The following is a 24,073-nucleotide window of genomic DNA, read 5'->3' on the forward strand; positions in this document are numbered from 1 at the left end:
CGGTCAAGCCTCCTTCGGCTGTTTTTTCTTTTTTATAATGAGCGGGTCGGCCAGATACAAAAAGCCCGGCAGTGCCGAAAGCACGATGGCCAGCGACACCAGACTGCCCACGCCCAGAAAATTGCCCAGCTGGCCCAGCAGCTGGTTTGTGGAAATGGCTCCCATCAGGAAGCCCACCACCGCCATGGCGCTGCCGGTGGTGCTGACCGAGGTGGTCACAGCGGACACCGTGGCCGCAACGGCTTCTTTGCGGCCCAGCGTCTCGCGGAACTCCTGATAGCGGTCGGAGAAGAGGATGGCGTAATCCACCGTAGCGCCCAGCTGCACCGAGCTGATGATGAGATAGGCAATGTAGAACACGTACTGGCCCCGGAAGTACGGGATGGCCAGATTGATCCAGATGGCGGTCTCGATGCTGAGCACCAGAATGATGGGCAAAAGCAGCTGCCGCTTCATGAGGAGCAGGATCAGGAATACTGCGCCGATGGCCAGCAGGTTCACCTTGACCATGTCGGCCGTGATGGTGTCCATCAGGTCATAGGTGCTCACGCCCTGACCGGCCAGATAATAATTGTCCGGGTAATATTGCTGCACCGTGGCGCGCACCCGCTCCACCAGCGCAAAGGCCCCATCGCCCTCGGTGTCGGCGTCCACCGTAAGCACCATGCGGGTGTAGCCGCCGGAGACCAACAGCCCCAGCGTATCCCCGGGCACGAACTCCGGCGGAATGGACGCGCCTGCGTTGTCCACATAGGAAAGGATGCCGGTCACCTCCGGGATGGCGTGCAATGCATCCGAAAGCTTTTGCTGCGTGGCGGTGTCGCCCTCCGGCACCAGTACAACGTAGGTGTCGCTGCGGCCAAAGGTCTCTTCAATGGCGGCGGTGTCCGCACCCAGACGGGTGTTCTCGCCAAACATGTGGGCGGCACCGTAGTAATACTGGTTCGAGTTGGAGGCCAGATAGCTGGGCACCATCAGAATGACCAGCACCAGCGCCATGGGCAGCATGATGCGGGCCACAAAGCGGCCAAACTTGTCAAAGCTGGGCAGCAGGGGCCTGTGGTGGGTCTTATCCATCCATTGATACGCTGCCAGCGTGAGCGCGGGCATAAAGGTGAACACGGTGACAAGGCTCAGCACCACGCCCTTTGCCAGCGCAAGGCCCAGATCCGGGCCGATCTGGAACTGCATGAGCACCAGTGCCAGAAAACCGATGACGGTGGTCAGGCCGCTGGACAGGATGGAGCCGGTGGATCTGCACAGGGCATCCACCATGCACTCCTCCGGGCTGGCATCCGGGTTTTCAGCCCGGCACTCCGCAAAGCGGTGGATCAGGAACACCGAGTAGTCCAGCGACACCGCCAGCTGCAGGATGCTGCCCGCCGCATTGGTGACAAAGGAGATGGTGCCGAAGATGAGGTTCGTGCCGTTGTTGAGCAGGATGGCCGCGCCAAGGCCCGTCAGCACCAGCAGCGGCTCCGCCCAGGAATCGGTGGTCAGGATCAGGATGAACAGCACATACACCACCGCGATGGCGGCGATCTTTGCCACCTCGGTCACGGTGGAGTTGGTGGCAACGGCAGTGGAGACCGCCGCGCCCTCCAGCGCGTTGCCCTCCCCGATCAGCTCCCGCACGGCAGCCACGGCTTCCAGACGCTTCTCGTCCTCCACCGTCACGGTGAACAGGGCGCAGCCATCCTTATAATAGCTCTCCACCGTGGCGGTGTCCTGCATCTGCAAAGGCACTGTCACATCCAAACTGTCGTCCAGCCATGCAACGGAGGACACTCCGTCGATGGCGGCAAGCTTTTCCTTGTACTCCAGCGCCTGCGGCACCGTGACATCCCGCACCATGACCCGCATGTTGGGGATGCCGCCGGTGAAAGCACCGTTCATCACCTCGATGGCGGTAGTGGAGGGGGATTCCGGCGGCAGGTAGTCGTTGATATCGTAATCCACCTTTACCTGACGCACAGCGAACACGCTCAGCACAGCCGCCAGTGCAAACACCGCCAGCACCAGCCTGCGGCGGCGCACGATGGCGGTATAAAAACGTTTCATCAAAACAGGAGTTCTCCTTTCCGGATCCATAAAAAACTTTTATCAGTTTAACAGGTTTGATAAACGTTGGAAAGAGACAGTTTATGAATTTTGACCCTCGAATGCCGATTTTTTGATTTTTCTGCCTTGACAACAAAAATAAATTCTGATATGCTCTTTTTTGGTTCATCGGAGGACCGTTTTCAACGTAATTTGAAACGGGCCGGATAAGATGCCGTGCAGACAGCGCCCCGCCGGAGGTTTCGTTGCCGTAGTGACGAAGCAGATCGAGGCCGGGCGTGCACTCACGGACATTTATCCGGCCCGTTTTTTGCACCTTGTGCAGAAAGGAGGACGCCATGTCCAAGCAGCGGATCCAGCTTTCCGACCATTTCACCTATTCCCGCCTTTTGCGGTTCGTACTGCCCTGCATCGGCACCATGCTGTTCACCTCCATCTACGGCATCGTGGACGGCCTGTGTGTCTCCAACTTTGTGGGCAAGACGGCCTTTGCCGCGGTCAACCTCATCATGCCGCTGCCCATGCTGCTGGGCACCATCGGCTTTATGCTGGGCACCGGCGGCAGCGCCATCGTGGGCATCACGCTGGGCGAGGGCGACCAGAAAAAGGCCGACCGCTATTTTACCCTGTTCCTGCTGGCGGCTCTGGTCTCGGTCAGTGTGCTGGCCGTGCTGGGCATTGTGTTCCTGCGGCCCATTGCCGTGCTGCTGGGCGCAAAGGGGGAGCTTTTGGACTACGCGGTGCGCTATGGACGCATCCTGATGGTGTCCCTGCCCACCTTTGCGCTGCAGAATATGTTCCAGAGCTTTTTCGTCACCGCCGAAAAGCCGCACCTCGGCTTCTGGTTCACCGTGGGCGCAGGCTGCACCAACATGGTGCTGGATGTGCTGATGGTGGGTATCTGGGGCTGGGGCGTGGAGGGCGCGGCCATTGCCACCTTTATCAGCCAGCTGGTGGGCGGCGTACTGCCGGTGTTCTACTTCATCGACCGCAGCAACTCCAGCCGCCTGCACCTGTGCAAGACCAGTTTTTACAGCAAAGTCCTGCGGGATGCCTGCATCAACGGCTCTTCCGAGCTGATGACCAACCTTTCCATGTCGCTGGTCAATATCCTGTACAACTACCAGCTGCTGCGTCTGGCCGGTGAGAACGGTGTGGCCGCCTACGGTGTCATCATGTACGCAGCCTTCCTGTTCGTGGCGGTGTTCGTGGGCTATGCCGTGGGCAGTGCACCCATCGTCAGCTTCCACTACGGTGCCCGCAACCACGCCGAGGTGCACAATCTCTACCGGAAAAGCCTGCGGCTCATCGCCGTGGTGGCTGTGACCCTGACGCTGGCTTCCATGTTCATCATCCCCTGTGTGGCGCGCATTTTCGTGGGCTACGATGCGGAATTGCTGGCCCTGACCAGCCGGGCCTTCCGGCTGTATGCGCTGAGCTTCCTCATCATGGGCTTCAACGTGTATGCGTCCTCCTTCTTCACGGCGCTGGGCGACGGCGTGACCAGCGCGCTGATCTCTTTTTTGCGCACGCTGGCGTTTCAGGTGATCGCCATTCTCCTGCTGCCGCTGCTGCTGGGCATCGACGGCATCTGGCTGGCCGTCACCGCCGCCGAGCTGGCAGCTCTGGCCGTGAGCGCTGCCATGCTCCTCACCAAGGACAAGGTGTTCCATTACCGCAAGGTGTAAGCCGTTTATCTATATTCTTTCTATTAAACGCATAAACGCAGAAATTCGACAAATAAACGAATTTCTGCGTTTATTTTTGTCTATCATCTCCATTGAAGCCCGCATATGACAATATTATACTTAATCAAAATAATGTTTTTGTTCGCAAGGAGGTTTTATATGAAACGCAGAAAATTTCTGGTCTCGTTACTGCTGGCACTGCTTATGCTTCCGTTACACGTATTCGCTGAAGAGCCCACCTATGCATTTACTGATGCGGAAGTTCTTGCACGTGGACAGCTGTATTATTCTTCTCTAAACCAGTTTTTCAGCAATGTTGCAAATGATAACGGCAATGCCGCCGAAGTCACCTTGACCGGTGCCATTGGTTTTTGTGACACAGATTACTGGGTTCAAAGCGAGTTTGATGCAAGAGTTGCTCAGGGTACTACATATGGTCCTTGTCTTTATATCGAGTATGTTGTGACCGACCAGAACGGCCACAGTAAAACTGGCTATTCCTATGATTTGCTACCCGTTGGCGGACATTTCAACGAAGGTCTTGCCAAACTCAACTATACAACTGCTGTTAAAAACTTTTCGGGTGGTTCCGGCATCAGCATTTTAGGAAACAACTTTGTCAAAGACTCTCTCAATTACAAAGTTCGCATTGACCTTTCTGATTATGCCGCCAAAGGGTACTCCACTACTAAAACACAGGTCGACGCTGCCCGTGCGGCAAAAGTGGCTTCTATTGTGGAAACACCTGAGCGCTACTACGCCAACCTTGAAAAACTTTTAACGACATTTGATTCCAATACTCAGACAAACGAAGTTATCGTTTGCGTAAAGGGCATCTATACAGATGATGAACTTGCTTCTATCAGCTATACCGATGACAGTAAGATTCAGTACTGGCTGGACTACACTACCGTAAATCTCAACTTGAAACAGGTTCGTGTTAAGAAAGCCTACTCTGTACTTGGCTCTATTACTGTTATCGGCAATGCAAGTGAATATAATAAAATGGCTTTGATTGCAAACGGCAGAAATCCTTCTTACACTGAGATTGCACCCGGTATGTATCGCAATGCGGATGGCTGGACAGTTTTCCGTGTCAATCTGAGCGATTATACCGCCAAAGGCTATGTTTACTGAACTTTAATTTCTTCTAAAGATCCCCTGCTTTCTGCGAAACGGCGAAAAGCGGGGGATTTTTTTGGTGATTCTGGCTCTGCCGCTGGCAGCAAAATCGTGTTAGAATGGACACAGCTTCTTATTCACTGTTTTACGAGGGATCATTATGACATTGTTTTTGACCAGCAGCCCCAGCGGCTGCCCCTTTGAGCCGGGGCCGGATATTCCGGTGCTGGACACGCGCAACCACTTTGTGGCGAACCTGCGGGCCGTCTGGCCGGATCACGCCGTGCTGGGCCTTGCCATTGCGGCAGACCCCTACGCCTACGAGCAGAACGACGAGATGTGCCGGGTGTTTGCCCAGAGCTTTGCGAACGCCCACCTGCCCCTGACGGCGCTCATCCCCTGCGATGCCCGCAATGCCGAGGAGATCGGTTCTCTTCTGCCCCAAAGCGGCTTTGTGATGCTGTGCGGCGGGCACGTGCCCACCCAGAACCACTTTTTTGCTCAGCTGGGCCTGCCGGGGCTGTTCCACAACTACCACGGCATCGTGCTGGGCGTGAGTGCCGGCAGCATGAACGCCGCCCACATCGTGTACGCCGCGCCCGAGGAACCGGGCGAAGCCGCCGACCCGCACTACTCCCGCTGGATGAACGGCCTTGGCCTGACCGAGACCCGCATCCTGCCCCACTACCAGTTCATCCGGGATCATGTGCTGGACGGGCAGAAGATGGAGGACATCGCCCTTGCCGACAGCAAAAAGCGGCATTTTCTCGCTTTGCCGGACGGCTCGTATATCCTGTGCGCCGACGGCAGCGAGGCGCTGTACGGCAGAGGCTGGTACTTTGCGGACGGGATGATGGAAGAGATCAACGAAGACGAAGATGTGTTGCCTTTACGGTAAAGCGCGACAAAAGCGGGGCTTCTACGGCAGCCTTGACGATTAAAATGGCCTCCGCTGCGCTCTGGCCATCATCAGTGGAATTATTATTTTTATTTGCAGTTCCGAAACGCCTGCGGGCGTTTCGGAACTGCTTTTTCACGAAAGGGCTTGTAACGTCAAGCGGGCAGCCCATCCACAGTGCCGCTGTTTCCGCAGGAAACAGGCGCTGCAGATGCCGTTTTCCCTTGCGGCCTCTCTGGTGAAAATGCGACACCGGGCAGCCCGCAGGCTGCCCGGTGTCGCTCAATTTAAAATCATTTTTCCGCTGAATATGCCCAAAGCAACGCGGCGGGCATTTTTGATCGTTCCACGTTCATTTCCGGCGCAGGCAGACATCATTGCGCATACAATGCGCACATCATTCCGCCGCAAGGCGGACAAAGGGCGCGATGGCGTTGGTGTCGCCGTGGCGGACGATGGAGTAGGTGATGTCGCAGTAGGGCTGGATGGCGGTACTCTTTTCCACGGTGGAGATGAGCAGCACCTGCAGCTGCAGGCGGCGGAACAGCTCCATCATGGGGCGGATGCGGTCGCTGGTCATCTTGCTGAAGGCTTCGTCCAGCAGCACAAGGCGGATGCTGTTCTCGCTCTTCTCATAAATTTGCAGCAGAGACGCGCAGATGGCCACATAGAAGGGAGCCTGATTCTCGCCGCCGGAGGAGTCGCGGCTGACCCGGGACAGGTATGCCTGCTGGCCGGTGACCCGGTTGGTCACCTTGATGTCGTAGTCCAGATAGGTGCGGTAATCCACATAGTCCGAGAGGGTCACGCCGCCGGTGCGGCCCTCCTGCCGGGCGCGGGTGTTCTCATCCACGTCCGCCATGATCTTTTCCATCAGCTCGTCCACCTGACGCTCATATGCAGGGTCGGCGGTGGCGGCAAGGTTGTCCAGCGAGTCGCCCTCGGTCATCTGCTGGTTGCCCTTGTCCACGATGACCTGATAGAAGGCCGCCAGCTGCGGGTCACGGCTGGGCTCCAGCTCAAAGCGGTAGACCTCCTCGCCGTAGGTCAGCTGCTCCATCACCTTGTTCAGCTCCCGGAACTGCCGCCGGGCGTTGAAGATATCGTCCTTCATGCGGAACAGGATATCTTTGCGGAAGCGGTCCTTGCAGTCCCGCTGGGCCTGCTCCAGACGGGCGGCGTAGCGTTCCAGATCGATGCGCACAAGGCTCTCGTGCTGGGCGCGGTACTGGTCCAACCCCGCAAGGCCCAGCGGATAATCGCACACATAGTGCTCGTTGTAGGCTTTCTGGGCCGGTTCCAGCGTGCCGGTCAGATAGACGGCCAGCGCATCGTCCAGCTTGGCCTGCGCCTTTTCCGCAGCCTGTGCGGCGGCGCGGGGCTTATCTGCCGGGGCCAGCGCCAGCATCCGGGTGCGGGCCAGCGGCTCCACCAGCGGGTGCGCCGCAAAGAAGCTCCGGGCAGCATCGGCGCTCTGCTGTGCCGTTTCCCCTGCCTTTTTCTGCTCTGCTTCGCAGGAGGCGATCTGCTTTTGGCACACGCGGATGTCGCCGCCCGCCTGCTCCACGGCGGCGCGGGCAGTCTCCCACGCGGCTTCGCGGGCTTCTTCCTCCTTGTAAAGCTGCTGCAGCAGCGGGTTCTCGCGGCACTCGGTGAGCTTTGCTTCCTGTTCGGTCACAGCATTCTGTGCGGCAGTCAGTGCGGCGCGGGCATCCCACAGCGCAGCCAGCTCGTCCAGTGCCGTGCCCCGCAGCAGGGTCTGGTACTGGTTATAGGCGGCTTTCAGGTTCTGTTCTGTCTGGGCGGCAGCACGGGCGCTTTCCCCCAGAGCTTCCAGCTCGGCCGCCAGCGCCCCGGCGCGGGCGCGGCGTGCGTCCAGACCGATATACCGCTGGGGAGTGCGCAGCCGTTCCAGCCGGAAGGGGTGGTGGCGCAGAAGGTCGCGGGTGGCGCTGTCGGGATGCTGTTCCAGCGTATCGGGGGTGTCGCAGCAAACGATGCGGCCCAGAATGGTCTGGGCATACTGTGCAGCCAGCGGGTTTTCGCTGCTCACCTGCGCGGCAAGGCTGTCCGGGCCGTACTTGTCGGCGCGGCGGTTGGCCTTGCGGATGCCCGGGGTGTCCAGCAGGCTGATGGGGCCTACCTTGTCCTTCAGAGCCACAAAGGCGCTTTTGGCGGCTTCGTAGTGGGCGGGCGGCACAAGGATATCAAAGCGGCGGTCGCCAAGGCAGGCTTCCACGCAGTCCTGCCAGCTTTCGTCCTCCACGTTCAACAGTTCACAGAAAATTTTCGCATCCGGCTGCATGCCCCGGCTCTTGAGTTCCGCATTCACGGCATCCCGCACCCGGGTGGCGGCATCGCCGTGGGGGTAGACCCACTTGCCGCCGGACACCGCGTCCAGCTCCGCACGCTTGCCGGCCTGCTCCTTCTGCAAAGCAGCAGTGTTCTGGCGGGCAGCAAAATAGGCTTCCTCCAGCGGTTTTTCCTGCGCGGAGAGCCATGCGGTGAGCTGCGGCAGAGTGTCCGCCGTCAGCTCTTCGGCCTTGATGCCGGCAGCAAAGCCGCTGCGGCGCAGCACAGCCAGCAGGCTCTGGGTGCAGGCAAGGGCACTTTCTGCCTTTTCGGCTTTGCGTGCGGCGGTATCCAGCGCCGTTTTGCGGCGGGAAAGCTCCTCGGTCAGGGCGTCCAGTGCCCGGCCCTCGCCGCTGGCGCTGGCGGCACCGTGGGCGGAAAGATAGGCCCGGCGGGCTTCCGCTTCGGCATTTTTGGCCTCGGCATAGCGGGCGTTCAGCCCGTCCAGCTGGCGGCGGCCCGCATCCAGATGCTCCTGCCAGACGGTCTGTTCGCTGCCGTCGGCAGCGGCGCGGGCCAGCAGCGCCGCGCCCCGGTTCACAAGGGTCTGGGTCTGCTTTTCGGCAGCTTCGCGGCCAAAATCCACGATCTCTTCCAGCGCGTCGGCGCGGGTCTGTGCTTCGGCCAGCACGGCGTGCAGATTTTCCAGTTCCAGCCGGTCGCCCTGCAAAGCGTCCAGATCCAGCTCCGGCTGGGGCAGGATGTACTGGTACAAAAACTCCCGGAAGTTGGGGATCTCGTCCATGCTGGTGCCCATCTGGAACACCTCGTTGAACTTTTTGCCCAAGGGGCTGGAGGCGCGCCCGATGCCCAGCGCACGGCAGATGCGGTCCCGCGCTTCGCTGGGGCTGCGGGTGTAGGAGAGACGGCCCGTTGCGGGCTTGAAGTCCTCCTTTGCGCTGGGTGCACCGGTCTTGGGGTCGATGAAGGGCAGCTGTTCCAGCGTGCAGCCGTCCTCCGAAAGATACCATGTCTGATCGCCGGGGTGCAGCTCCTGCATGGGACCTTCGGACTCCACCCGCACCGCGATGACGAAGGGGGTGCGCTTGACGCTGTCCCAGAACTCCGCCCCGATGTAGGCCACGGTATGGCCCGGGCGGCGGTAGGCGTTCTCGCCGCGCTGCTTTGCGTGCACCGAACCCTGCAGGGTGCGGCCGCTCTTTTTATTGCCCAGCGCATTGAAATTGCGGTTGGTGGTCAGGCAGTAGCGGATGGCATCCAGAATGGTGGTCTTGCCCACGGCGTTCACGCCGATCATATAGGTGAGCCGTGCGCAGTCGAAGGTGACATTTTCAAAGTTGTGCCAGTTGATAAGCTTCAGCCGTTTGAGTTCGATCATTCTTCACCCTCCCCTGCTTCTTCCGGTCGTTCATAAAGGCCAAGCTCTGTGCGGGTGCGCCCGCTCTCGGCTGCGGCATCCGCAAGGTCGGCGTCCGGCAGGGCCAGCAGCACGGTGGGAAATACTTCAATGCGGCTGTCCAGCCCGGAAAGCCGCCCCACAGGCCGCGCCAGATTGTACCGGCGCAGGGTGCGCATGAGGTTTTCCAGCGTTTTCTGGTCCAGACGGCGGGGCAGATTCATCTTCTGCAGTTCGGTCTGCACCTCTTCCACCGTCACCAGCACCTCGTCGGCATTGGCCGCAAGGCTCTCGCGCTTTTGCAGGTACAAAAGCCGCAATACCAAAAGCAGGATGCTCTCGTATTTCAGCAGCCGGGCCTGACTGCCCTCGTGGCCGTTGACCAAAGCCGCCGCCTGCAGGGGTGCCGGGTACAGCAATACAGAATAGCCCAGCGGGGCGAACACAGCGCGCACCTCGTCCAGATGGTCCTGCACGTAGAGATATTTTGCCCGCTGATCCTCCACGCCGCCCAGCACGAAGCAGTGGTTCAGCAGGTAATTCGCGGTTTCTTCCAGCATGTTAATGGTTGCCATTTTCTTCCTCCCTGCGGCGGGTGAGGACAAAGTCCTCAAAGCGGAAACCGCCGCGCTCCACCCAATTGCCGGTGAGCTGAATGTCATAATCCCGGTGCGGCGACTGCGAGTAGGTATGCAGGCCGATGATGCGGGCAAAATCGTTCGGGTATTCGTCTGCCAGAAGTGCCGCGTTCACCTGCGGGCGGGCGGCAAGGGCCTGCCGGGCCAGCAGGGCCACGTTCTCCTCGGTAACGGCAAGGCGGGCGTAATCCAGCAGCAATTGCTGCTCTTTTTTGAGCTGTTCCGGATCGAATCCTTCGGTGCGCACCGGGGCCAGCGGCTCGGCGGTACGCTGGGCAGCGGGCGGGTACAGAAATTTTTCCCCGAACACCGCCGCCGGGTACAGGTGCAGCCGCTTTGCCACCGGGCCGTCGTCCGGCTCAAACAGCTGCTCCGGGGTGCGGATGTCCTCGGCGTAGCGGCGCAGCAGGGCGGTGACGCTGCCCTGCGACGAGCGGTCGCTCAGCAGCAGGAACTGTGCCCGCTGCACGGCCCGCTTGCGGTAGCGGATGTGGCTTGCATCGATCTCGCGCATGAGCAGGCTCATCTCTTCCAGCGCGTCCCGCTGCTTCTGGATGAGTGCACGCACGGCAGGTGTCGCTTCGTTCGGTGCGCAGCGCTCCACCCGGGCATAATCAAAGGCCAGCTGCGGCAGGTAGTTCTCCTCGCAGTCGTCCAGCTCCTCTTCCAGATAGGCGCGGTAGTTGAACAGGTTGTCGCTGGTCTTGAAGCGGTGGTAGGCCGCCGCCACCACCTTTTCCTCGTACTGGTCGAACAGTTCCAGCACCTCCTGCGGGGTGCGGTTGCGGGTGAGCCGGTCGATATAGTGGCCGATGGAGGCATTGAGCGCCCGGAGAGAGCGGTTCAGCGCGTCAAGGTCTGCGTCCACCTCCCGCAGAACGTTCTCATAGGGACTTTTTTCCTGCCCGATGCTGCCCAGCAGCTGCCATGCCTTGTACAGCTTGCCGGTATAGGTAACTACGCGGGGGTTCAGGATTTCTTCCAGCGCTTCCAGCAGCGGCGTTACCTCCGGCACAAAGGCAAGGGACGCTTCCCCCTCGTAGCTGCCGGGCTGCTCTTCCAGCCAGCCGGTGCGGCGCAGCCGCAGCAGAAAGCCCACGGCCAGCGTGTGAGGGTCGCGGGTGGGCTGCTCTTCTTCATCGCCCGCACCGTCGGCATCCAGCGCAAGGGGCTTTGCCAGTGCGGCAAAGTAATCCTCGGCACGCCAGACGGCCTCCGCACGGGAAATGCTGTAATCCGCCGTGTGGCGGCACTCCTCCCAGAGCAGAAGCAGCAATTCCGCATAAAAAGCCCGGTTCGGCCCCGCCAGCGGGCGGAACAGCCGCGGGGACACCAGTTCAAACAGCTGCATGGAAACGTCCTTTCCTGTTCACATCAGAATACGTTTTTATTGTACCACAAAACGACACGGTTTGACAGAGAAACCATTCAGAATTGCCGCCGCGTTCGCTTTGGCAAATATCAGCGGAAGAATTATTTTAAATTTTGCATCTCCGAAACGACTGCGGTCGTTTCGGAGATGCTTTTTCACGGAAAGAGGTCGTACCTGGAAACGACATCTCTGCCAAAAGGCGCAAAAAAGCCCCGGGGAGCGGGGTGCTCCTCGGGGCAAGTCAATTCTTCAATTTTGCGAATTAAGCTTTATCCGGCACAGACGTGACAATTTCCAGTGCTATTGCTGCGTAGGTTTTGCCATTGATTACTTTAGTGGCAATACCGATTCTCTTAACTGCCTGCACAGCTTTTACAACATCAGGAGTAGCATCACCTTTGGTAATTTCACCCAAGGACTCGGGGGTGATTTCTTTTGCCTGACACACACCATCAACGACTTCGCCCTTGTTATCCGTTAGTACGTTAATCGTTACAACTGTTACAAATTTTTTATCATCGCTGAGCGTTCCAGTAGTAGTGCTTGCATCAGTAGGCGCAATCGTGCCATCCTCGTTGATTTTCGCCAACTGAGCCAGAGCCTTGTTACGCAGGTCGGTATCATTTTCCAGTTTTTCTGCCTTCTCGCCACGGAGAGTGTTAATCGCTGCGATGTATTTGTTTTCAAATTCCTCGCCAATCGTGGATGTACCAGAACCACTGCCACCACCGCAGGCGGTGAGCATTGCCAGAACCATCACGCCGGCCAGAAGGGCGGCTGCGAAACGTTTGAACATTTTCATTTCATGTTCCTCCCAAATTTTTGATTCTGACGGTTTGGGCGACCCCAAATCGCTTTACCCGTCTGAATTTATTTTATCCATACCCCCCCCCCCGCATGTCAACAGGCAGATCGCCCAAATTCCGCAGTTCTTTTTGGCAATTGTCCCTAAACGCAAAAAAGCCCCGGGGCGGGACGGACTCCTTCCGTCAAACCCTGCGGGTTTGCCACCTCCCTCAGTGAGGGAGGCAACCCTCTCAGTCATCGCTGCGCGATGCCAGCTCCCCCGAGAGGGGGAGCTTATTTGCTGCAAACCGTCAGATGCCTAAAAGCTCCCCCCTTTGGGGGAGCTGGCACGCCGTAAGGCGTGACTGAGAGGGTTCAAACGCAAAAAAGCCCCGAAGGGCTTTCCGGGGGAAGGAAAGCTCTTCGGGGAGGAAGAAAAAAGGAAACTGATCAAATCTTTTATGGAACAGCCCAAATCAGCCTTTTAGGTCAAGCGAGCTTGCCCACCTGCACCGACACAGCAACGTAAGTCTGTCCGCTCTTGGTTTTTGCAACGACACCCACTCTTGTCCACTTGCTGGACTGTTTGAAATCCACATTGCTGTTCGGATAATTGTTCGTAATAGAATCAATAACGTCCTGCAGCTTTGTATTGTTGTAATCATACTTTACCACAACAGTAAAGGTCAGCTTACCATCTACCCAGTCCATATGAACATTATTCTTAAATCCGTAGTTGCCATGTTCACCGTACAGATAGGCATCCAGATTCTTATCCGCAATGGAGATCATTGCAGAGTCATTATTCTTCAACGGAGTAGCACGCCCGTCGTTGATCGCAGTCATCACGCTGGCCTCGGCCTGTGCATTCTCACCAGAGCCACCACCGCCGCAGGCCGTCAGCAGGGCCAGAGCCATCACACCCACCAGAAGCAGGGCAGCAAATTTCTTCAGCTATTTCATTGTAAAGCGCCTCCTGTCATTTCAAGATTTTGTTGATTTGTCTCATTTCAGTGCTGTGTTTTCGCACTACAGAACGGGTGTCGTTCTGGCCTTATTTTATCCGACAGCAGTTGGTTTTGTCAATTGAGAAGATGCATAAAGTTTCCGAAACATTTTCGTTCAAAATCAATGAAACAGCGGCTTTTTTGTTGCAGTATTGAGATACACTGTCCTTATTTCGCAAAGGTTCTTTACCGTGCTGGAAAATCTTCTTCCGGCCGGAAGCTCCATGCTGTTCTTTTCCGGGGCACAGTCCTTCCCGGTTTGAACAGATGTTGTGTTCCGATCCATCTTGATCCATCTTTCAGAATCCTTTCAAAAAAATTACGATTTTACACAATTCTACCATTTTTGCATGGTAAAATAAGGTCGTAGAAAAAACAAAGGATGTGGCTCAATATGCAACACTGTCCCGCCCGCGCGGCACAGCGGTTGGCGGCGGCAGTTCTGGCGCTGTGCCTTGTGCTGGCTCTGGCCGTTCCCCACGCACACGCAGCTGCCCTGCAGGAAACGCACGGCATCCGGATGCTAGACTTCAACACCAGCCAGATCCTTTCCATCGGCAACCAGACCTCCGGCAAATGCAGCTGGTACGCCTTGCGCTATGCACGCACCATTCTGGATGGAAAAGTTTCCTCCGGCAGCGGCATGTGGTCAAACGGTGCGGTCTGGTCTGCGGGCGGCTACTACGGTTATTCCGGCAGCCTGTCCGAGTGCCTGCAGAAGCTTTACAGTGAGCTTTCCGCCGGGAAGCCGGTGATCGTGCATCTGAAAAACACTGCGGTGAGCGGCGTAAAACGGCACACGAACCGCACCTCCAGCTATGAATACCACCTGACCAGTTCCGGCTGGAACGAGGTGAACTACCCCCATATCGCCACCAGCGCCGCCTATGGCCACTGGGTCTGTGTGGTGGGCATCCGCCCGGATGCAGACCCCGCGAACCTGAAGGAGAGCGATTTCTACGCGCTGGACCCGGCCCGTGTTTCCGCAAACGGCACTCTGGCTGTGACCCGGCTGCTGGACGGCACCATCTGGACAGACAATTCCCCGCTAAAAACAGCAGGTTGATAAATTTAGAAAGAGCAAAAAAGCTGACGCTTTCGCGTCAGCTTTTTTGTTTGCAGTTCAGATCAATACCCTTTTACCGAGAAGCCCCGCTCCCATGGGTCGGGCGGCAGATCCTTCTGGCGGATGCCGGTGATCTGGATATAATCGCTTTTCTGGATCATGGCGAACAGCCGCAGGAACTTTTCCGGGTCGCCCTGCACTTCCAGCGTCACGCTGCCGTCGTCCTCGTTCTCCACCCAGCCGGTCAGTTCCAGCGTCTGGGCCGCATAGCGGGCGCGGTAGCGGAAGCCCACCCCCTGCACCTGCCCCTCAATGGAATAGCGGCGGCGCACAGTGCCTTCCGGCAGGGCGGGCGGCGTGCGGTCTTTTTTGTTTAAAAAGTTGAACATATCATTTAAACCTTTACCGGGCTCGCCCTCTCCGTCATTGCTCCGCAATGCCACCTCTCCCAGAGTGAGAGGCCTTGGCAGTCCATGCAACGTTTGCGGTTTTGCCAAGGGCTCCCCCCTTTGGGGGAGCTGTCGAGCAAAGCGAGACTGAGAGGGCAAGGAAGCTTTCCTTTCCCTCAAAGCTCCTGATAGGCGGTCATCAGCGCCGGGATGAACTGCTTTTTGCGGCTCACCACACCGGGCAGGGTAAAGCTGCCGTCCTCGGCAGGCTGGGTCTCAAAGCCGTCCGAGAGCACCTCGGAAGCATAGCGGCCATCGCTGATGACCACGCTCTCCTCCTTGGGCACATCGGTGAGCAGCATGTAGATATCCTCCACGTTCTGCTTGTTGCGGGCTTCTTCCAGATAGGGCTGCAGCAGCGCTTCGGCGGCAAGCAGGTTCTTGCGGGTCATGTAGCTGCCCTGCGCCACGCCAAAGCGGATATCGCCGCACATGAACACCTTGAAGTCCTGCAGGAACACCTCCTCGGCGGTCTTGCCGTCCAGCTTTTCGCCTGCTTCAAACATCTCGCTGGCAAACTCGTCAATGTCCACACCGGCAATTTTTGCCAGACGCTTTGCAAGGGCCTCATCCAGCGGGGTGCAAGTGGGGCTGCGGAACACCAGCGTATCCGAAAGGATGGCCGCCAGCAGAAGGCCTGCGATCTGCGGCGGGATCTCCATACCGTTCTCGTCGTACATCTGGGTGATGATGGTGGCCGTGCAGCCCACCGGCTGGTTGCGGAAGTACACCGGGCCGCTGGTCTCCAGACTGCCGATGCGGTGGTGATCGATGATCTCCAGAATTTCGGCCTGATCGAAGCCCTCCACGGCCTGGGTGGCCTCGTTGTGGTCCACCAGGATGATGCGGCGTTTTTGCAGATTGATGATGTTGCGGCGGCTGACCATGCCGCAGTATTTGCCGTCCTCGTCGAGGATGGGGAAATAGCGGTGGCGCACCTTGGCCATCACGCGGGTAACATCGGCCACCGGGGTGACGAGGGTGAACTTCATGATGTCGCTGCGGGTCATATAGTAGGAGATGGGCGCACACTGGCTGATCAGCTTACCGGCGGCGTAGGTGTCCACCGGGGCCGACATGATGGCCACGCCCATTTCCTCGGCAATGCGCTGGATGGTGCGGCCCACCTTGGAGCCGTTGCAGATGATGAGCAGCGACGCTTCTTTTTCAATGGCGCACAGCTGGCTTTCGTAGCGGTTGGTCAGGATGACGATGTCGCCTTTTTCCACGGTATTTTCCAGCATTTCGGGCGTGGCGGTGCCGATGCGGATGTGGCCGGTGGTGCACACGTCGTCCTCGCGGCCCACCACCATGGTGCCGCCCAGCGTTTCCAAAATATTGCGGTAGGTGGTCTGGCTCTTGGCCAGGATGCCGGTGTCGAACACGTCCATGTTGGCGGTGGCAATGTCCTTGACCGTGATCACGCCCTCCAGCTCGTTGTCCGGGCTGGTGACCGGCAGGGTGTCGATCTGCTTGTCACGCATGATCTCCCACGCCTTGCGCAGGCTGGTGGAGCCGGGGATGCCGGGCATCTCGCGGTAGTCCACATCGCGGATCTTGGGGTTCACGTCCGTGCACATGCGCGGGGGCTTTACCCCGAACTTTTTGAGCACGAACTCGGTCTCCTGATTCATTTTGCCTGCACGGCGGGGCTCACAGACCAGATCACTGGTCTTGTTTTTCAACTCTGCATAGGCAATGGCCGAGCAGATGGAATCGGTATCCGGGTTGCGGTGGCCGATCACGACCACCTTATGGGCTGCTTTTGGCATATTGTTCCCCCTTTGGGTTCTGATTTACCTTTTATTTCTTATCTCATTTACCACAGTGCACTCCCCCGCTCCTGCAAAGCGCGGTGCACCTCAGGTTTATTTTAGCACAATTGCCTGCACGGGTAAAGTGGAACAAACACGCTGCGGCGCGGCTTTTCCGCCTGCCGCAGTCCTTGACAGACCCTGCAAAAAACGGTAAGCTTTACCTGAAAAAAACACAAATGGAGGCATCTATGAAAAAGCAGTTTTTCCGCATCCTCTCCTGCTGTGTGCTGCTGGCCTGCCTGTGCGCCCTGCCCGCCTACGCACAGGAACCCAAGGCCGCACAGCCCGCCGCAAAAGAGGATAAGGTGGTAACAGATATCACCGGTTCTGCCGACCTGATGCGCAATGTCGTTGGCTTTACCACCAACTTTGGCGGGCCGTACCACTTTGCGCAGGCAGACCACAAGTCCCCTGCGCAGGTCTACGGTGATGCCCCTGCCGAGGGAGCCGTTGCGGTGCTGCGGCTTTTTGCCCGCGCCGATGACCACGGCGATGTTCCCCTCAACACCAGCGGACACAGCTTCCTCACCATCACCAATGTCTCGGAGCAGGATATCAATGTGGGCGGACTGCTCATTGCGCCGGATACGTCCATCACCGTAAGCACCCGCGGCAACCGCTGCGAGCATTCCGGCATCTGGTACAATCTGGAGGGCTACTACAAATATTACCTGAACGCTTCTTACTATCAGAATCTTTACGGCATTCAGGTCTCACTGGACCAGAGCCAGCTAGACACGGTAAATCAGGCATTGGCCAACGCAGACCACTGGTCGGCCATTTACAACTGCACCTCGTTCTCTGCGGGCCTCTGGAATGCCGTGTGCACCGATACGCTCTGCGCCGGTGTGCCCGAAACCCCGGCCGACCTGAAAGCGGACATGCTGAGGAAGTACCCAGACAAGACGGTGTTCGGGCCGACCGTCCCGTATGATTATATCGTATATTACGGCACCAGCCTGACCCCCAGTCGGGAATTTTCCTGACAGAAGATTTTCTCTTGTAATTCTGCGCGCTCTGCTGTATGATATAGGTCATGTATCCAAGTGTATCTTGTCACCGTTACGGAGGAACCTATGACAGCAACCAAAACGCCCGCGTTCCATAAGCCGCCGCTGTTCACCCGGCAGCAGCTCATTGCCCTGCTGCTGCCGCTGATCGCAGAGCAGGCGCTCAGCGTGACCATCGGTCTGGCCGACACGCTGATGGTCTCCTCGGTGGGGGAAGCCGCTGTTTCCGGCGTGAGCCTTGTGGACAGCTTCAACACCCTGATGATCCAGATCATGAGCGCCCTTGCCACCGGCGGCGCGGTGGTCACCAGCCAGTACATCGGCCGGCAGGAGCCAAAGGATGCCAAGAATGCAGCGGCGCAGATCCTGTTCATCCTGTCCAGCTTCAGCCTGCTGGTGGCCGCCGTTGTGGTGGCGGGCCGCCATGCCATCCTGCGCGGCATCTTCGGCTCCATCGACGTGGACGTGATGCGCTATGCCGAGACCTACTTCCTGCTCTCGGCCCTGAGCTACCCGTTCATCGGCCTGTACAACGCCGGTGCGGCCCTGTTCCGGGCGCAGGGCAACAGCAAGATCAGCATGATGTCCAGCCTTGTAATGAATGTGGTGAACATTGGCGGCAACGCCGTGCTGATCTACGGCTTCAAAATGGGCGTGATGGGTGCCGCACTGGCCAGCCTTGTGTCCCGCGCCATTGCCTGCGTGGCTGTGCTGTACCTGCTGCAGCGGCCCGCCTGCCCGCTGCGGGTGGACGGCCTGCAGGCCCTTGCCCCGAAGGCACGGCTCATCCAGCAGATCCTGCGGGTGGGCATCCCTGCCGGTATTGAAAACGGCATGTTCCAGATCGGCAAGCTGTCCGTTTCCAGCCTGACCTCCACTCTGGGCACCGCTGCCATTGCGGCCAACGCCGTGGCAAACACCACCACCACCTTTTTGAACATCCCGGCCAACGCCGTGGGCATGGCTGCGCTGACCGTGGTGGGCCAGTGCCTTGGCGCAGGCGAAAAAGATCAGGCCGTGTATTACTCCCGCCGCCTGATGCTGTTTGCCTACTGCGGCGCATGGTTCATGAACCTTTCGGCCTTCCTGTTTGCCAACAAATTTGCACTGGGCCTGTTCAACCTCTCGCCGGAAGCCTACGCCATGGCGCTGGAAGTGATGGTGTGGTTCAACATCGTTTCGCTGTTCATCTGGCCTTCCAGCTTTACCATGCCCAACATCCTGCGTGCGGCAGGCGATGCCCGCTTTACCATGACCGTGAGCATCGTGTCCATGTGGGCCTTCCGGGTGGGCTTCTGCTACCTGTGTGTGCTGGCCTTCCACGGCGGCCTGCTGGCCATCTGGATGGGCATGTATCTGGACTGGGCGTTCCGCTCCCTGTGCTTCTTTGTACGCTTCGTGCGCGGCAAGTGGCTGGAACAGCAGGTCATCTGAATCTTTCCTCTGCATTTTATAAGAGCCTGCCGCGAAGGCAGGCTCTTTTTTACGCAATACGCACAAATAATTTATTTGTTTTTCAGCAATGTTGTCTGCTTTCGTTCTTGTTTTTGTCATATTCCCGGCGTATAATTTCACAGTGCTAAGAGCTTTCACTTCTGCAAAAAGGAGGCTTTTTCAATGAAACGCAGTTGGTTTTCGCGCCATCCGCTTTGCTTCATGGCGCTGTATCTCATACTTTATCTTTCCGCATTCAATTTCCTGAACACCCAGATCCATATGCCGCACATCCTCGTGCACTGCCGGCTGGACGATCTAATTCCCTTCTGCAAATATGCGGTCATCCCCTATTTTGCATGGTTTCCGTGGATCCCGTTCACCCTGTTCTTCCTTCTGTGGAAGGCACCTCGGGAGGACTTCTGGCGGCTGTGTATGCCGCTGTTCAGCGGTATGACCATTGCGCTGGCCTGCTACGTGATCCTGCCCACCGGGCTGAATCTGCGCCCCTGCTATGTGCCGGGCACAGACATCTTCGCCCGTGCGGTGCGGTTCCTGTACAGCACCGACACACCCATCAATGTCTGCCCATCCATCCATGTGTTCAACTCGGTCACGCTGATGCTGGCCTATCACCGCTGCCGCATCTTTGAGCAGCCCCGGTTCCGCTGGATGCGCCCGGCCGCTGATGTGCTGTGCATCTCCATTGTATGCTCCACCATGCTGCTCAAGCAGCACAGCTGCATCGATGCAGCGCTGGGCGCTTTGCTGGCGCTGGCACTGGATACCGCGTTCAGCCGTATGATGGACACCAACGATCTGCCGCAGATGCGCCGCATCTGAATCTCTATAAAAAAGAAATGCGCTGTCATCGAGGGACAGCGCATCTTTTTTTGTTCAGAACAGATCCTCCGGCAGGCAGACATCCTGCTTTGGTACCTTTGCCCAGGAAAAGTCCTTGATCAGGCTTTCCGGTGTGCGGGGCGCAGGCTCCGGCTGCAGGCCGTAGGCGTAGGCAAGCTTGCCCACGATCTCCTGCGCGGTATACTTTTCCCGCAGGTTTTCCAGACTCTGGTCGCCGTCGCGCTTGGAGAGCCGCCGCCCATCCGGGGCCAGCAGCAGCGGGCAGTGGGCAAACCCCGGTGCCTGCAGGCCCAGCAGGCGGTACAAATACAGCTGCCGTGCCGTGGACGAAAGCAGGTCTGCACCGCGCACCACTTCGGTAACGCCCATGCGGGCATCGTCCACCACCACGGCCAACTGATAGGCGAACACGCCATCCGCCCGGCGCAGGTAGAAGTCACCGCAGTCATGCAAAAGATTTTCGGTGTGCGGGCCCATGCAGCCATCCACAAATGTGATGTCCTCGTCCGGCACCATCAGACGATAGGCAGGGGCCTTCTTTTTGCGTTTTTCCTCAATTTCGGCAGCGGTCAGGCCGCGGCAGGTGCCCGGATAGACCACGTTGCCGTCCGAGGTATGGGGCGCGCTGGCCGCATGCAGCTGGGCGCGGGAGCAAAAACACGGGTACACAAGGCCGCGCTCTTCCAGCTTTTTGTAGCTTGCGGTGTAGATCTCCGCGCACTCACTCTGGTAATAGGGGCCGTTCGGCCCGCCGGTGCTGCCGCCCTCGTCCCACGCAAGGCCCAGCCAGTCCAGATCCTGTTCCAGTAAGTCGGCATAGATGCGCGGGCAGCGCTCGGCATCCAGATCCTCAATGCGCAGCACGATACGCCCACCCTGACTTTTTGCGCTGAGCCACGCCAGCAGGCTGCAGGCCAGATTGCCAAGATGCAGCCGCCCGCTGGGGCTGGGTGCAAAGCGGCCGGTTGGCGGTATTATCTCCGATTTATCACAATGTGCTTGGTTTTGCATTGGGGATCCTTTCAACCGCTAGACGATTTAAAATTGCCGACGCGTTCGCTTTGGCAATATCAGCGGAAATATTATTTTTAAATTTGTAACTCCGAAACGACTGCGGTCGTTTCGGAGTTACTTTTTCACGGGAAAAGTCGTAACGGGAAACGGCATGTTGCTGCTGTCGGCTTATCGCCGTCGCGCAGCGACTATAAATCGGCGCAACACAAAAAATCCTCTAGCGGAGCGACTTGGATTTTTTGTATGGAGCCCAACTGCTTTGGGGTTACTAGGGGCGAGCAGCCCCTAGTTTGCAACGGCAACGACCGCGGCCAGCGGCCGAAACAGGGAGGAGCTGTTGGGGCAGCGGCCTGCAGGATGCGAGTGCCGCGCAAGGCACAAAGCAGACGCAGGGAGCCGCAACCCGCCGCCTCCCGCGCCTCGAAAGTAGCGGAGACCTTGCCGCGCTGAACACGCGGCATTTGCTGCGCAAACCGGTCTGCGGCTTAAAAGCCCCACTGGGGCTTTCATGCCCTGCGGGCACCGCCGTCCTTTCTGGTTCTCTTTTGGCACGCAAAAGAGAACGTACCCGGCGGTAATGCTTTTTACAAAAGGCATGAAACTTGATCCACGCGAATATGCTCTGCACAGGAAGCCGCTTTTTCCCTATTATAGTTGCCCGTCCGCCAAAGGTCAACAGACCACCCTGTTCAGCCGCCGCTCCACCGCCTGCCGCACCTCCGGCGCGCGGATGCCGTACACGATCTGCACATCGCAGCCGCTTTGCACCACACCGCTGCAGGGCAGGGCTTTCAGGGCCTGCTCCTTGACGAAGGCCGGGTCGTTCACCGTGACACGCAGGCGGGTAAAGCAGTTGTCCACCGTGCGGATGTTCTCCCGCCCGCCAAAGGCTGCAATGAGCTTTTCTACTCCCTGCTCGTCCAGCGGTAGGGCCTTTTCCGGCCGGGACGGCTCTTCCGGGCGGCGGCCCAGTGTAGGCAGGTCCAGCGCCTTGATGAGCACAGTGAACACCACAAAATACACCGCGATCTGGGCAAGGCCCAGCAGATACAGCACCGGGTAGTTCGTGCGGGCCGCACCAGCGGAAAGGTTCATCACAAGCGACCCCAGAAGGTTCGAGGTAAACGCCGTGACTCCGCACAGGTGCAGCAACACGATGAAGCTGCCGGAGATGGCTGCGTGCGCCAGCCACAAAACCGGTGCCGAGAAGCAGAACAGAAAATCCAGCGGCTCCGTAATGGAAGCCAGCGATGCCGTAAAGGCCAGCGGCAGCAGCTGAAGGGCAGTCTTTTTGCGGCTGCCCCGCCGGGCACAGAAGATGAATGCCGCCGCAATGCCAAAGTAGCCGAAGGTCTTGGTAAAGCCGGTGTACATCCACACGATGCCATCCGAAAACGGCAGGCCGAGGTTATATTCGGTCATCATGACCACATAGGCACCGGTATAGGTGACGCTGCCCACCATAAGCTGACCGCCCAGCTGCGAGAACTGGAACGGCATATACACCAGATGATGCAGCCCTGTAGGGATGAGCAGCCGTTCCAGAAAGCCGTACAAAAACAACCCGATATTGCCGGAAGCGGCAATGAAGCCGGTGACGGCCGCAATGGCCTTCTGGATAGGCGGCCAGACAAAGCAGGCCCCAAAGCCCAGCACCGCCGCCAGTGCCGCCATGCAGGCAAAGGACCACCGCACACCGGAGAACACACCGCCCAGAATGCCGCGGTGGGCTTTTTCGCAGGTGCGGTCATATACAAAGGCGGTGAGCAGGCCCAGCAGAATGCCGCCGAACACGCCGGTGTCCACAGTCTGGATGCCCAGCACCATGGTCTGGCCTGCGCTGTACAGGCCGGTAAGCGCATCCGGCTGCGCCAGCAGGCCCAACTCGGTCAGCGTTACATTGCCCGCTGTCAGGTAGACAAGATAGCTCATCAGAGCGATGAACGCCGCCTGATGCTTTTCCCGCTTTGCCAGCGCCGCCGCAAGACCGGTGCAGAACAGCACGCTCAGATTTGAAATGACCGCCGTGAGGCATTTGTAAATGATCCTGCCCGCCAGCTGCACCGGCTCCCACCGCAAAAAGGGCAGCACCCCGGCCAGCGGCGCACTGGTGAGCAGTGCGCCCACCACCAGCAGCAGGCCCGCCGCCGAAAGATAGCTCAGCGGTGCCAGCATTGCGCGGGAGAACCGCTCCAATGCGGCTGTGATGCGGTGCTTCATGGGCGTTTCCCTCCTTTCCGGCTGACGTGGGCAGACACTATACTTGTAGTCAACCGATTTTTGCAAAAAATGTCAAGAATGCAAAGTTCCCAAAAATGCATCCCTTCTTTGTGCAGGGTGCATATTTCCTGCTTGAAATTCGTTCTGCGCTGTCCGATTGACAACCGCCGCGGCAGAACGTATACTTAGGGTGTATCGTTTTGAAGTGCTGCGGCCCGGCTGCGGCACCGCTCAAGGAGGACACTACTATGAAATTGAGATATGCCCGCATCCTCTCGCTGCTGCTCTGCGCAGCGCTGGCCTGCAGCATTCTGGCAGGCTGCGGCGGCTCAACCGCCAGCAGTTCCGAAGCGCCAAGCTCTGCCAGCAGTTCTGCAAGCTCCGCTGCTTCCGGCGAAGACCTGCCTGATTCCACCACCCGGGCCGACACCTCCGGGCTGAACCCCGGTGATTTTGACGAGAACTCCATCTTCTCCATCACCGGCACCGCTGCCGCCTTTGAGCCTTGTCTGGGCTGGGGGCCGGGTGTTTCCGGCTGCTCGCTCAAATCGGTGATCGCAGCGGCATCCCTGCTGCAGTGGGCAGAAAACGCCCGCCTTGCCTCCCGCACCACGGAAGCCGTGCAGGAAGCTTTCTACAGCTGGTACGACACGCTGGACGCTGATGAGCAGGAAAGCTTTGCCGAGGCCTGGACGATGATCGAGCCGGACGCGCTGAGCCTTTTGAGCGACAAGGACAGCATGGCTGGCCGCATTGAGGATGCCGGCCTTGACCCGGACACCCTGCCCGGCTGCACCCTGAAGAACTGGCAGGCCCTGCAGACCGTGCTGGACGACTGCGTGCCCGCAGCGGGCCAGTGAACCCAACATAAAAAGAAGCTGACCGGGCTGGTCAGCTTCTTTTTGTTTTTGCGGAAAA

18 protein-coding genes are annotated in these 24,073 nt (G+C 58.5%); 8 read left to right on the plus strand and 10 right to left on the minus strand.

The genetic code is table 11. The features are described from left to right. Positions 1-3: 3 nt before the first annotated feature. Positions 4-2,061: an RND family transporter gene (locus ACGHUK_RS13905; protein ID WP_207698900.1), complete on the minus strand. Its 2,058-nt coding sequence runs from the start codon at positions 2,059-2,061 to the stop codon at positions 4-6. A 338-nt stretch (positions 2,062-2,399) separates the two neighbouring features. Between ACGHUK_RS13905 and ACGHUK_RS13910 the strand changes: the two genes are divergently transcribed. The 3 genes from ACGHUK_RS13910 (at position 2,400) to ACGHUK_RS13920 (ending at position 5,769) form a co-directional block, all read left to right on the plus strand. Next, positions 2,400-3,749, plus strand: coding sequence for an MATE family efflux transporter (locus tag ACGHUK_RS13910; RefSeq protein WP_298637724.1), 1,350 nt, complete (start codon positions 2,400-2,402; stop codon positions 3,747-3,749). Positions 3,750-3,908: 159 nt separating this feature from the next. Then, entirely contained in the window at positions 3,909-4,886 is a 978-nt protein-coding gene (locus ACGHUK_RS13915; protein ID WP_390574534.1) for a hypothetical protein, read from the plus strand. A gap of 145 nt (positions 4,887-5,031) precedes the next feature. Continuing rightward, entirely contained in the window at positions 5,032-5,769 is a 738-nt protein-coding gene (locus ACGHUK_RS13920) for a Type 1 glutamine amidotransferase-like domain-containing protein (protein ID WP_097781039.1), read from the plus strand. A gap of 397 nt (positions 5,770-6,166) precedes the next feature. Here the strand turns inward: ACGHUK_RS13920 and ACGHUK_RS13925 are convergent, their stop codons facing one another. From ACGHUK_RS13925 to ACGHUK_RS13945, 5 genes are all read right to left on the minus strand, one after another. Continuing rightward, complete coding sequence (locus tag ACGHUK_RS13925; RefSeq protein WP_390574535.1) at positions 6,167-9,460, minus strand: ATP-binding protein; 3,294 nt, start codon at positions 9,458-9,460, stop codon at positions 6,167-6,169. Then, positions 9,457-10,053: a DUF4194 domain-containing protein gene (locus ACGHUK_RS13930; RefSeq protein ID WP_097776755.1), complete on the minus strand. Its 597-nt coding sequence runs from the start codon at positions 10,051-10,053 to the stop codon at positions 9,457-9,459. Before ACGHUK_RS13930 ends, ACGHUK_RS13925 begins: the two co-directional genes overlap by 4 nt. After that, positions 10,040-11,467 carry a Wadjet anti-phage system protein JetA family protein gene (locus ACGHUK_RS13935; protein WP_005937511.1) on the minus strand — a complete coding sequence of 476 codons (1,428 nt, stop codon included), beginning with the start codon at positions 11,465-11,467 and terminating at the stop codon, positions 10,040-10,042. Before ACGHUK_RS13935 ends, ACGHUK_RS13930 begins: the two co-directional genes overlap by 14 nt. Before the next feature lie 283 nt (positions 11,468-11,750). Continuing rightward, positions 11,751-12,290: a hypothetical protein gene (locus ACGHUK_RS13940; protein ID WP_390574536.1), complete on the minus strand. Its 540-nt coding sequence runs from the start codon at positions 12,288-12,290 to the stop codon at positions 11,751-11,753. Between the two features lie 473 nt (positions 12,291-12,763). Further along, complete coding sequence (locus ACGHUK_RS13945; protein WP_390574537.1) at positions 12,764-13,192, minus strand: hypothetical protein; 429 nt, start codon at positions 13,190-13,192, stop codon at positions 12,764-12,766. 483 nt (positions 13,193-13,675) lie between these two features. On the opposite strand from ACGHUK_RS13945, the gene ACGHUK_RS13950 reads away from it, so the two are divergent. Then, entirely contained in the window at positions 13,676-14,347 is a 672-nt protein-coding gene (locus ACGHUK_RS13950) for a hypothetical protein (protein ID WP_390574538.1), read from the plus strand. Between the two features lie 62 nt (positions 14,348-14,409). Here the strand turns inward: ACGHUK_RS13950 and ACGHUK_RS13955 are convergent, their stop codons facing one another. Both ACGHUK_RS13955 and ACGHUK_RS13960 read right to left on the minus strand, forming a co-directional pair. Then, entirely contained in the window at positions 14,410-14,736 is a 327-nt protein-coding gene (locus ACGHUK_RS13955) for an acylphosphatase (protein ID WP_044953227.1), read from the minus strand. Positions 14,737-14,912: 176 nt separating this feature from the next. Then, a complete protein-coding gene (locus ACGHUK_RS13960) occupies positions 14,913-16,568 on the minus strand; it encodes a putative manganese-dependent inorganic diphosphatase (protein WP_097774076.1) in 1,656 nt (551 codons plus the stop codon). Positions 16,569-16,801: 233 nt separating this feature from the next. Here ACGHUK_RS13960 and ACGHUK_RS13965 point away from each other — a divergent pair, with 233 nt between their 5' ends. The 3 genes from ACGHUK_RS13965 to ACGHUK_RS13975 all read left to right on the plus strand — a co-directional run bounded on the left by ACGHUK_RS13965 (position 16,802) and on the right by ACGHUK_RS13975 (position 19,900). Further along, positions 16,802-17,599, plus strand: coding sequence for a hypothetical protein (locus ACGHUK_RS13965; RefSeq protein ID WP_390574539.1), 798 nt, complete (start codon positions 16,802-16,804; stop codon positions 17,597-17,599). 90 nt (positions 17,600-17,689) lie between these two features. Continuing rightward, on the plus strand, positions 17,690-19,057 hold the full coding sequence (locus ACGHUK_RS13970) for an MATE family efflux transporter (RefSeq protein WP_005937406.1): 1,368 nt from the start codon (positions 17,690-17,692) through the stop codon (positions 19,055-19,057). A gap of 183 nt (positions 19,058-19,240) precedes the next feature. After that, positions 19,241-19,900: a phosphatase PAP2 family protein gene (locus tag ACGHUK_RS13975; protein ID WP_097774079.1), complete on the plus strand. Its 660-nt coding sequence runs from the start codon at positions 19,241-19,243 to the stop codon at positions 19,898-19,900. Between the two features lie 54 nt (positions 19,901-19,954). Here the strand turns inward: ACGHUK_RS13975 and gluQRS are convergent, their stop codons facing one another. Both gluQRS and ACGHUK_RS13985 read right to left on the minus strand, forming a co-directional pair. After that, a complete protein-coding gene (gene gluQRS / locus ACGHUK_RS13980) occupies positions 19,955-20,932 on the minus strand; it encodes a tRNA glutamyl-Q(34) synthetase GluQRS (protein WP_154255988.1) in 978 nt (325 codons plus the stop codon). 675 nt (positions 20,933-21,607) lie between these two features. Beyond that, complete coding sequence (locus ACGHUK_RS13985; RefSeq protein ID WP_390574540.1) at positions 21,608-23,155, minus strand: PTS transporter subunit EIIC; 1,548 nt, start codon at positions 23,153-23,155, stop codon at positions 21,608-21,610. A 248-nt stretch (positions 23,156-23,403) separates the two neighbouring features. Here ACGHUK_RS13985 and ACGHUK_RS13990 point away from each other — a divergent pair, with 248 nt between their 5' ends. After that, positions 23,404-24,015, plus strand: coding sequence for a hypothetical protein (locus tag ACGHUK_RS13990; RefSeq protein ID WP_390574541.1), 612 nt, complete (start codon positions 23,404-23,406; stop codon positions 24,013-24,015). Positions 24,016-24,073 lie beyond the last annotated feature (58 nt).

This window comes from Faecalibacterium sp. i25-0019-C1 (assembly GCF_042854225.1).
GTDB classification, from domain to species: Bacteria; Bacillota; Clostridia; order Oscillospirales; family Ruminococcaceae; genus Faecalibacterium; species Faecalibacterium taiwanense.